This is a genomic window from Methylomonas rosea (assembly GCF_024505055.1).
GTDB lineage: Bacteria > Pseudomonadota > Gammaproteobacteria > Methylococcales > Methylomonadaceae > Methylomonas > Methylomonas rosea.
In genome coordinates, this window is sequence record NZ_JANIBL010000096.1 from 1 (window position 1) to 9,692 (window position 9,692).

11 protein-coding genes and 1 tRNA gene are annotated in these 9,692 nt (G+C 49.6%); 11 read left to right on the top strand and 1 reads right to left on the bottom strand.

The window, feature by feature from the left end; translation table 11 throughout:
- Positions 1-247 precede the first annotated feature (247 nt).
- Entirely contained in the window at positions 248-1,315 is a 1,068-nt protein-coding gene (locus NP589_RS20500) for a DUF4062 domain-containing protein (protein WP_256608637.1), read from the top strand.
- Positions 1,316-1,391: 76 nt separating this feature from the next.
- Here the strand turns inward: NP589_RS20500 and NP589_RS20505 are convergent, their stop codons facing one another.
- Positions 1,392-1,649, bottom strand: coding sequence for a hypothetical protein (locus NP589_RS20505; RefSeq protein ID WP_256608638.1), 258 nt, complete (start codon positions 1,647-1,649; stop codon positions 1,392-1,394).
- 278 nt (positions 1,650-1,927) lie between these two features.
- On the opposite strand from NP589_RS20505, the gene NP589_RS20510 reads away from it, so the two are divergent.
- From NP589_RS20510 to NP589_RS20555, 10 genes are all read left to right on the top strand, one after another.
- On the top strand, positions 1,928-2,164 hold the full coding sequence (locus tag NP589_RS20510) for a hypothetical protein (protein ID WP_256608639.1): 237 nt from the start codon (positions 1,928-1,930) through the stop codon (positions 2,162-2,164).
- A gap of 144 nt (positions 2,165-2,308) precedes the next feature.
- Positions 2,309-3,529 carry an aspartate kinase gene (locus tag NP589_RS20515; protein WP_064009364.1) on the top strand — a complete coding sequence of 407 codons (1,221 nt, stop codon included), beginning with the start codon at positions 2,309-2,311 and terminating at the stop codon, positions 3,527-3,529.
- Between the two features lie 288 nt (positions 3,530-3,817).
- Entirely contained in the window at positions 3,818-4,027 is a 210-nt protein-coding gene (locus NP589_RS20520) for a hypothetical protein (protein WP_026601374.1), read from the top strand.
- 185 nt (positions 4,028-4,212) lie between these two features.
- Positions 4,213-4,398, top strand: coding sequence for a heavy metal translocating P-type ATPase metal-binding domain-containing protein (locus tag NP589_RS20525; protein ID WP_064009366.1), 186 nt, complete (start codon positions 4,213-4,215; stop codon positions 4,396-4,398).
- Between the two features lie 63 nt (positions 4,399-4,461).
- Positions 4,462-4,713 (top strand): hypothetical protein, encoded by a 252-nt coding sequence (locus NP589_RS20530; RefSeq protein ID WP_225587427.1) that lies wholly within the window; start codon positions 4,462-4,464, stop codon positions 4,711-4,713.
- A 90-nt stretch (positions 4,714-4,803) separates the two neighbouring features.
- A complete protein-coding gene (locus NP589_RS20535; RefSeq protein ID WP_256608640.1) occupies positions 4,804-5,418 on the top strand; it encodes a hypothetical protein in 615 nt (204 codons plus the stop codon).
- 69 nt (positions 5,419-5,487) lie between these two features.
- Complete coding sequence (locus NP589_RS20540) at positions 5,488-7,938, top strand: heavy metal translocating P-type ATPase (RefSeq protein ID WP_256608641.1); 2,451 nt, start codon at positions 5,488-5,490, stop codon at positions 7,936-7,938.
- Positions 7,939-8,781, top strand: coding sequence for a sulfite exporter TauE/SafE family protein (locus NP589_RS20545; protein WP_256608642.1), 843 nt, complete (start codon positions 7,939-7,941; stop codon positions 8,779-8,781).
- Positions 8,782-8,854: 73 nt separating this feature from the next.
- Positions 8,855-8,930: transfer RNA gene (locus tag NP589_RS20550), tRNA-Thr, on the top strand.
- Between the two features lie 88 nt (positions 8,931-9,018).
- The gene (locus NP589_RS20555; protein ID WP_256608643.1) at positions 9,019-9,369 is read left to right on the top strand and encodes a hypothetical protein; all 351 of its coding nucleotides are present in this window, start codon (positions 9,019-9,021) and stop codon (positions 9,367-9,369) included.
- Positions 9,370-9,692: the final 323 nt, after the last annotated feature.

A 9,692-nucleotide genomic window follows, 5' to 3' on the forward strand; every position in this document is an offset into this window, starting at 1 on the left:
ACACCCGGACGCCGCTTATTCCCTGCGCTCCTCGCTTTCGGCGGGGGTTGACGAAAGGGGCTTCCTGCCCCTTCGTCAACGCGATGCATCCCTGCATCGCCCCTTCGGGCTACTCCCGCCAAAAGCTCCGGTGCTCGGCGCGGCATACGGGATAAAACCCACCCGCTATGTAGATTGGATTCGCGATAGTGTTATCCAGTGTTCTAACTAACGAACCTATAAGTTTGGTAAACAGCGGAGTTACAATTTGGAAAAGAGGTATCAAGTATTTGTTAGCTCAACTTATGCCGATCTAAAGGACGAAAGACATAGGGTTATTCAGACTTTGATGGAGTTGGATTGTATTCCTGCAGGAATGGAATTGTTTCCGGCTACTGATGAAGATCAATTTGAGTTCATAAAACGAATAATCGATGACTGTGATTATTATTTATTGATTATTGGTGGAAGGTACGGTTCGGTAACAGAGACGGGTATTAGTTATACCGAGCAAGAATATGAATATGCACTCGATCGAGGGTTAAAAGTAATTGCATTATTGCACGGACAGCCAAATCAAATATGTTTTGAGAAATCTGAGTCCGATCCTGGTCTCCGTGCTCGCTTACAATCTTTTCGTGAAAAAGTTGCTACAGGCAGATTAGTTAAGTTCTGGAATAGTTCTAAAGAGTTGCCTGGAATTGTGGCACTGAGTATGCCAAAAACAATAAAAATGTTTCCAGCAATTGGTTGGGTTAGAGCTGACAAGGTATCAAGCGAAGAGCTGTTGAGTGAAATTAATGAGCTTCGCAAGCAAAATGCAGAACTGAGCAAGGCTTTGTCTGATATTGAGCCAAGTATATTTACAGGAAGTGAAGAAAAGGATTTCATGTATATTCATAGTAGACTTAATCGATTACATGATATAGAAATTAAGTCTAATTATGAAAATAGTGTTGATGATGTTCTTTCAGGAAAGAAATATTCTGTAAATTTAGCTTCTCTAATTCCGTTTATTTCAGCATCAGGAAGTCATGAGTATGACTGGTTTTCCATTTCAGATATTATTATGGGTGAAGTTATTTTTGATGAGAATATAAAGAAGGATAAGTTTTCCGTTATTCATAAAAATAATTTTTCTGATGAGCTTTTGATGTATGGGTTCCTTGCAAAAATTTATATTCCCCCAGTATCTGGTGGTAAAAACAGTATATTGGGTATGATGAGGGGCGATACTTTTCGGTTAATCTACTCAGAAAAATTAGAGCGATATAAATATTGGTTAAATGTAAATGGGAAAATGCCAGAGCATGTTGAGGTCATCGAAAGTTCTTAGAACGCGCCTCACATAGTGTAGTGTGTCAATCGCTACTAAATCTCCACTTGTGTCGGCAGAATTATATATTTGGTGTTTATTGATTTTCTTTTAGTTTCGGGATGGTTTTCGTCCCGTATGCCGTGCCGAGCACCGGAGCTTTTGGCGGGATTAGCCCGAAGGGGCGATGCAAGGATGCATCGCGTTGCCGAAGGGGCAGGAAGCCCCTTTCGGCAACCCCCGCCGAAAGCGAGGAGCGCAGGGAATAAGTGGCATCCGGGTCGCCTTTTCTTTGGATACTTTCTTTTGGCGATGCAAAAGAAAGTATCTCGGTTGTCGGTCCGAGAACCGACATTAAAATAACCTGTCGCGATAGCGACACTACATTAACGAACATTCGCTGCGAGGCCCGGAAAGCAAAGCGCTAGCGAGCGAAGGCCGAGTAGTCCCTGGAAGCCGTAGCGCCGGGCGGTTTTTCGAGTAGAAAAACTGCAAGGCCTCGCGAAACGGCGTCGAGTCATGCGAGAGCCAAGGCTTTGAACCCCTTGCTGGGTCAAAGCCGAGGTGACGCGGACGGCCAGGGCCGCCGCAGGCAATCACCGTGACGGTGGAGTCCCGATTTTCGTCCCATGGATGGGCGAAAATCTTTACGGACGGAAGCCGTCACTCGCTGATGAAAATCAAGTGATTGCTAAATACGATTTGCTTGAGCTCGAAACCGATCTACGTCGGGACATTAAGCAATCTGAATTACAGCTTCAAGCCAAAATGTCGGAAAATAAAGCCGAAATGATACGCTGGATTGTCGGTGTCGGTATGCTGCAAATTATGCTGATTACAGCGTTATTGTTGCGCCTTCTGCCTAGTTAGGCTAAATCATTTATACCGTTTGTCGGCGGATGCCGGCATTAAAAAATCAGTCGCGATAGCGACACATTATTCCCTCACCCTAACCCTCTCCCTGAGGGAGAGGGAGTTTGGGGGTGTTAGAAAGCCTAGAAGGTCAATAAAAACATGGCATTGTACGTCTATAAATTTGGCGGCACTTCCGTTGGTACGGTGGAACGTATCAAGGCGGTCGCCGAGAAAGTAAAAAACGCTCGCGATGCGGGCGATCAGATTGTGGTGGTGGTGTCCGCGATGAGCGGCGAGACCAATCGCCTCGTGGCCTTGGCGAAAGAGATGCAGCCGCAGCCGACCGACCGGGAACTGGATGTGTTGTTGTCCACCGGCGAACAGGTGACGATTGCTTTACTGTCGATGGCTCTACACCAGTTGGGTTGCGAAGCGCGTTCCTATACCGGCGCACAAGTGCGGATTCTCACCGATAGCGCGCACACCAAAGCGCGGATTCGGGAAATCGACGAAGCTAATATGCGAGCTGATTTGGATGCTGGCCGGGTGGTGGTCGTGGCCGGATTCCAGGGGGTGGACGAGCATGGCAACATCACCACCTTGGGTCGTGGCGGCTCGGATACTACGGGTGTGGCATTGGCGGCGGCCTTAAAGGCTGACGAATGTCATATCTACACCGATGTCGATGGTGTTTACACCACCGACCCGCGCGTGGTGCCGAAAGCCCGCCGGCTGGATCGCATTACTTTTGAAGAAATGCTGGAAATGGCCAGTCTGGGTTCTAAAGTCTTGCAAATCCGTTCGGTCGAGTTCGCCGGCAAATACAATGTCAAATTGCGCGTGTTGTCTTCGTTCATGGAAGGCAACGGCACCCTAATTACCTACGAGGAATCAGAAATGGAAAGAGCGTTAATTTCAGGCATCGCGTTTAACCGGGACGAGGCCAAGCTGACCTTGACCGGCGTGCCTGATCTGCCGGGCGTGGCCTCAAAAATCCTGGGGCCGATTGCCGCCGAGAATATCGAAGTGGACATGATCGTGCAGAACATTTCCGCCAACGGCACGACCGACTTCACTTTTACCGTGAATCGCAATGATTTTATGCGGGCGCAGAAAGTGTTGGAAAGCTTGCGTGCTGATTTGGGTGGCAATACGACTATCATCGGCGATAGCAGCATCGTCAAAGTGTCTATCGTCGGCGTCGGCATGCGCTCGCACGCGGGCATTGCCAGCACCATGTTTAAGGTGTTGGCCGACGAAGGGATTAATATCCAGATGATTTCTACGTCCGAGATCAAGATTTCCGTTGTAGTGGATGAGAAATATCTGGAATTGGCGGTGCGTGCGCTACACAAAGCGTTTGGCCTCGATCAGGAATAGTTCCGTCACTTTGTCTATTGCTCGTTGCGGGCGCTAGACGTTCAATAAATCCCCAGTTTTTGTGTCGAAGGCATGCGTTGGATGCTGATGCAGGGCTGGGGATTTTTTTGACTGCGTTCTAAAAAACTATGTTAAATAACTTAAAAATAACGAGGCATTTCCCTTGTTTTTGATGGTTTTTTAAAGCGTTTTTACTTTTAGTCAATATAATCAAATGATTATATTTTGGCACTCTTTATGCTTTTTACCTCCGGTGGATTTTTAATTTTTTCTGCGTGAGGTGAGTTAATGGCTCAAGAATTAATTGTTGTAAATCAAGAAGTCGTGGCACAGCAAATCAACACCGCCGGCTTGGTGCTTGGCGCAGGCTTGGCCGTGGCCTCAATGATATTGGTACCTGCCTTGGCGATGCGTCTCGGTTTGAGCGCCAGCTTGACTGGCGCCCTGAGAATTGCGTTGATGAAGGCATCCAGCCGGGCAGCACACGGCAAACGATAATTTAAGTCGCTAGCGCCGGATATGTATCTAACTGTTGCTGATTTGGCCCGCTTTAGGGCTATTGAATTTCCTAATTGTAATGGCCTTGGTGGTGCTTGCTTTAGTTTTGCGCCTGGTGTTTACCAGGTTTATTTAGGCGCTATAATCCTGCAATGTGCACAGGTAATAAGTGAGTTCGTGTAACAATGGATGATAATAAGAAAAGCTGCGATCTTTGCGGGTTAGCCGTTGAAGTTGAAGGGTTTAGATTAAAAACCCTGCAAGGCGACAAGCGCTTTTGCTGCGAGGGCTGCAAGGGGATCTATCAAATGTTGCATGAAGCACAGGTTTTACCTGAAGACGCCGACGATTCAATCCAGCCCCAGTCTTAACCAGCAGCGAGGACGCATATGGCACATGTTCACAACCCAAAGAAGAGCTCGAACGATTCATCCATGACTAAGCAGGTGGTGGCTGGTACACTAGCCACTGCAACTGTAAACACTGGAGGAAAATTGATGACTAAATTAGCGAAACACCCTCTATTGGTGTTCGGTGCAGGCATGGTGGCGGGCTATTTTGTTTACAAATACAGAAAGGAAATTATTTCCAGCGCCACAAAAACTATTGATGCCGGCAAGGATTTTGTGTTGCATCAAAAAGAAAATCTCGAAGACATCGTTGCCGAAGCGAAAGAAGGCAATTAACCCCGTTCGATTCTTGGACATTTGGCTGTAACTTGAAACGGGCGGTCGCTGCTAAAGCAGGGCCGCCCGTTTTACTTTTCCCTGTTGACTATGGCAATCCAAAAAGAATTTGTACTACGTTACCGCCATGACGGTCATGTGCGTTTTCAGGTGCCCGCGCAAGCTTGTCAACCGACGGTGGCAACATTGATAAGCACCAAGCTTGGTGCGATCAACGGCGTCCAATCCGTCAGCCTGTATCGCGGGCAGGGCAAATTATCAATCAGATACGATGAGGCTATCTGTGGCTTTACCAGTGTAGCGGCACAGCTGTTTCAAATTCTTGCCGAACTGGAGCAGCAAGGTTATTTCGAAAGTAAACCTCTGGCTGAGAAGGCTAAAAAATCTGTCCTCGGCATCAAAAAACGCTTGAAAGGCACTCGCATTGGCGGGTGGTTTAATAATAAATATCAAGCCGGCAAGGAAACGGTACATGCGGCCAAAATTATCGGCAAAATCAGTACCAAAGGCCCGAAAGCCCTGTTTAAGGACCCCGAAAAAGCCACGATAGATTTCTTGAACGATGTATTGGTCTTGTATTTGATAAAAACCCATTGGACCCGCATCACCCAAGAGTGGCTGGTCAAGCCCATCGTGCATCGTTATGAATGGATGGCTGTGTTTTATATGTTTTTCTTGTTAGTGCGTTCGCGCAGGCCTAAATAGAGTTTGCCAATGCTGATCCCTTGTTCTTCATGGGATCAGCTTTCTCGTCAATCAAATCCTCAGTCGCCTATGGAAACCGATACTCGAAACTACGCGAATTTTTCCGTTCGACACCAGCTAAAAAATCGGATTCGGATTATCACGCCGGTGTTGCTTAACGAACCGGAGCGCGGCTACATTCTGGAAATCCTGCTGAAAAAGCGCCCGGAAATTAAACAGGTACGCTCGGTATTTCAGATCGGTTCGGTAGTCATAGAATTCGATTCGGACCGTTTACCGACGAAAAGTCTATTGATTATGCTGGATGCGGTATTGGGGAATATTGCACTGAAGCAAACCGAGCTAAAAAAAGACAAGAAAAAAACCTTCGACGGACCTCTGCAAGAAGTCGATTTGGCGGTGCAGGGCATGAGTTGCGCCTCCTGCGCGCTATTGATCGAAATGGTATTGAACCGCGACGAACGGGTTAAAAAAGCCGGCGTTAATTTTGCCACAGAAACCGTTACGGTGCAGGGCCAGATCAGCAAAGCAGAGGTGATCGATAAAATCGAAAAACTGGGTTATAGCGCTATGCCCATCGACACGCTGTCGCAGCGGAAGAAGCTCATCGAAAAGGAGTTGCAACGAATTGACGCAGCCCGGCGTCGATTTGTATGGGCAGGGCTATTAACCGCCCCCGTGGTGATGATCGCCATGACAATGGGGGGGCGGACTTGGATGCATTGGTTGCAGTTTGCGCTAACTACCCAGGTGGTGTTCGGCACCGGCAGCCAATTTTTCAGCAAGGCGTATAAGCTGGCCAAACAGCGCGCAGCCAATATGGATAGCTTGATCGCGCTGGGAGTGGGCTCTGCGTATGGTTACAGCATTCCATCTCTGTTCCGGCGGCGCGGCCATGTCTATTTCGAAGCGGCGGCGGCGATTATCACTTTTGTGTTGTTGGGGCGCTATTTAGAAGAGCGGGCCAGAGGCAAGGCCGGCGAAGCGATCCGTAAATTGGTTGATCTCCAACCGCAAACCGCGACTTTGTTGCTGGATGACGGTAGCGAACGCAGTGTCGATGTTGACGACATCAAGATCGACGATGTAATGCTGGTCAGGCCGGGCGAAAAAATTCCCACCGACGGTGTGGTGATTGTCGGTCTTTCCACGGTCGATGAGGCGATGATTACCGGCGAAAGCATGCCGGTGGTGAAGAGTGTTGGCCATGCGGTAATTGGCGGTTGTGTCAACGGCAACGGCGTGTTGCATATCAAGGCCACAGCGATAGGCATGGATACCGTGCTGGCGGGCATCGTACATATGGTCGACCAAGCACAGGCTGCGAAACTGCCGATTCAAAAACAGGTCGATAAAATTTCGGCGATATTCGTACCAGCGGTGATGGCTATTTCCGGCGCGACGCTGGTGGGTTGGCTGCTAGCCGGCGCGCCGTTTGCGTTTGCTTTCGGCAATGCCATCACCGTGCTGTTGATCGCTTGTCCGTGCGCGCTTGGGTTGGCGACGCCGGCGGCAATCATGGTCGGCACCGGTCAGGCGGCTAAGCAGGGCGTCTATATCCGCAACGGCGAAAGTCTGGAAATTGCCAGTAAACTGAACGCTATCGTTTTCGATAAGACCGGCACCATCACCGAGGGCAAACCCAGGGTGAGCAAGGTCTATAAATTATCCCGTCTGGCTGAAAACAAGTTAGTGATGCTGGCTGCATCCGCCGAGAACAACTCAGAGCATTTTCTTGGCAAAGCGGTGGTAGCCTATGCCCGCGACGCGGGTGTCGAGTTACAGGATTGCGCTTATTTTTACAGCGAAACCGGTCACGGTATTCGGGCCGAGGTGGACGGCTACAAATTGCTGCTGGGAAATCGGGGGTGGCTTGAGAATCAGCAAGTTGATGTAAGCCGCTTAGTTGAGCAGGCCGACAATTTTGCCGATCAAGGGCAAACCCCGGTTTATATGGCGATCAACGGCAAGGAAGCAGCCCTATTCGCGATTGCCGATAATCCGCGCCCGGAAGCTGCCGCAGCAATTACGCGTTTGCACGAATTGGGTATCAAAACCATGATGGTAACCGGCGACACGGAAAGAACAGCTTATTACATCGCGGATAAAGTTGGCATAGCCGATGTGGTCGCTAACGCCAAACCCGAGCAAAAGCTGCAAATTATTCGGCAATTGCAGGATGAAGGGCACAATGTCGGCATGATCGGCGACGGCATCAACGATGCGCCGGCGCTGGCGGCAGCCAATGTTGGTTTTGCAGTCGGCAGCGGTACCGATATTGCCATCGAATCCGCCGATCTGACCCTGGTACAAGGCGATATCGGTAAGGTCACCGATACTATCGAACTTAGCGCATTTACCATTCGCGTCATTAAACAAAATCTGTTTTGGGCGTTTGGTTATAACACCGTTGCCATTCCGGTGGCGGCGTTAGGCAAGCTCAATCCGATGATTGCTTCCGCGGCGATGGCTTTGAGTTCTGTGTCCGTCATCGTCAACTCACTTCGATTGAACAAATAAATGGAACACAATATGGAAGGTATGGATCATGCCATGCACGGCATGACCGAAATGGCTGCGGCCACGGGATTTGATTATTCCCTGGCTTTTGTGGCCGGATTCTTGGGCAGCGGGCACTGCCTGGGGATGTGTGGGGCGCTGGTGTCCGGTTATTTCATGCGGGCTGGGAAAAGCCGCAGTTATCTACCGTATATTGCCTATCAAGCCGCCCGAATTTCCGTGTATACCTTGATAGGCGTATTGGCTGCTTCTTTGGGCGTGGTGCTGGTTTCCAGCGGTTTGTTCGGCAAGATCCAGAGTATCCTGCAAATGTTGATGGGCGCGGTCGTGATCGTGTTGGCGCTAGGCGTATTGGGCTGGATACCCTGGCAAGGCTCGATACGCTTGATTCCAATGCAGGTATTGCGCAAAGGCTACGCTGCGGCCAATCAAAAGGGACCCCTGCTAGGTTCAATTATCGCTGGCCTATTGAACGGCTTGATGCCGTGCATGCTGACGTTTGCGATGGCTGTAAAAGCTACCACAGCCACTACCTTGCTGGAAGGTGGAGCGTTGATGCTGGCATTTGGAGCGGGCACTTTGCCGATGATGCTGTTTATCAGCGTCGCCTTCGGCAAAATGAGTGTGAAACTACGCGGTTTAATGTTGAAAGCTGCGGCATTCATCATGTTGTTGATGGGGGCCAATACCATTAACAATGGTTTGAGTTTTTACAAAGATCAAAACTTCAATCACAGTCATTTCCTGGTGTTTGTGCAAGATAAACTGGATGAACTAATTGTTTTTCTGCATGAAACGCTCAATTACATTGGCAGTATGCTGAGCAGTATTCAAGGGGTGTGACTGCAATTCGACGAGCCAACTAAACTTAATGCTGGAAAAGTTCGAAATTACAGGTATAATGCGCAAATAATTTGCTGGTGTAGCTCAGTTGGTAGAGCAGCTGATTTGTAATCAGCCGGTCGCGGGTTCGAGTCCCATCGCCAGCTCCATATATATCAAAGGCTTAGGTGTTTTTTCACCTAGGCCTTTTTTATTGGTGCTACGCCAGTGCTACGGCTTCGCCAAAAACTTTTATTTATGGCCCCCGTTTTTATCGGTATTGATCCCATAGGCCGCCGGTTATCGATTGCCGATACTCTGCCACCTGGCAACAGCAATCAGGATCAGCGCCGCCGTGTTGGTTTGGCTGGGTTGCATGTGGATCAGGTCAGGCAGTCACAGCCCGGCATCAATCCCCACCTTCGGCCTTTTGTCGGTTTAGTCAGTTTTGTCAGTAGGGGGGGGCCCCCGTTTTTATTCGGTATTGATCCCATGGCCCGCCGGTTATCGATTGCCGATACCCTGCCATCCGGCAACAGCAATCAGGATCAGCGCCGCCGTGTTGGTTTGGCTGGGTTGCATGTGGATCAGACCAGGCAGCAATCCTAAAGGGTGGGGGGGTCAAAAGTCTAGGGCTTGCTCTATCCTTTGCGTCGCCCTAGCTATTTTTTCGCTGGGTGATTTTTTGGAAATACAAAAAGCCACATGCTAACAGTGTCCACCTATGCCGCCGTGCTTCTGTTGCATGGGTGATAGCCACCCGGCTACCGCGCCCGATTGCGGGCCACCATGGCCGCCGGGGGTGGCTGATCTATCCACGCGAAAACGCGGGCCACCCCATACTGACAAAACTGACTAAACCGACAAAAGGCCAGTCGGCCACCCGGGCAATTGTGCCGCCGGCTATCGATCCGCCGACGGGGCAAGGCATG

What these genes read in the sequence shown, in the direction of transcription:
- NP589_RS20505 (WP_256608638.1), bottom strand. Translation starts at nt 1,649, where the DNA reads ATGTCGGTTCTCGGACCGACAACCGAGATACTTTCTTTTGCATCGCCA.
- NP589_RS20510 (WP_256608639.1), top strand. Translation starts at nt 1,928, where the DNA reads ATGGGCGAAAATCTTTACGGACGGAAGCCGTCACTCGCTGATGAAAAT.
- NP589_RS20515 (WP_064009364.1), top strand. Translation starts at nt 2,309, where the DNA reads ATGGCATTGTACGTCTATAAATTTGGCGGCACTTCCGTTGGTACGGTG.
- NP589_RS20520 (WP_026601374.1), top strand. Translation starts at nt 3,818, where the DNA reads ATGGCTCAAGAATTAATTGTTGTAAATCAAGAAGTCGTGGCACAGCAA.
- NP589_RS20525 (WP_064009366.1), top strand. Translation starts at nt 4,213, where the DNA reads ATGGATGATAATAAGAAAAGCTGCGATCTTTGCGGGTTAGCCGTTGAA.
- NP589_RS20530 (WP_225587427.1), top strand. Translation starts at nt 4,462, where the DNA reads ATGACTAAGCAGGTGGTGGCTGGTACACTAGCCACTGCAACTGTAAAC.
- NP589_RS20535 (WP_256608640.1), top strand. Translation starts at nt 4,804, where the DNA reads ATGGCAATCCAAAAAGAATTTGTACTACGTTACCGCCATGACGGTCAT.
- NP589_RS20540 (WP_256608641.1), top strand. Translation starts at nt 5,488, where the DNA reads ATGGAAACCGATACTCGAAACTACGCGAATTTTTCCGTTCGACACCAG.
- NP589_RS20545 (WP_256608642.1), top strand. Translation starts at nt 7,939, where the DNA reads ATGGAACACAATATGGAAGGTATGGATCATGCCATGCACGGCATGACC.
- NP589_RS20555 (WP_256608643.1), top strand. Translation starts at nt 9,019, where the DNA reads ATGGCCCCCGTTTTTATCGGTATTGATCCCATAGGCCGCCGGTTATCG.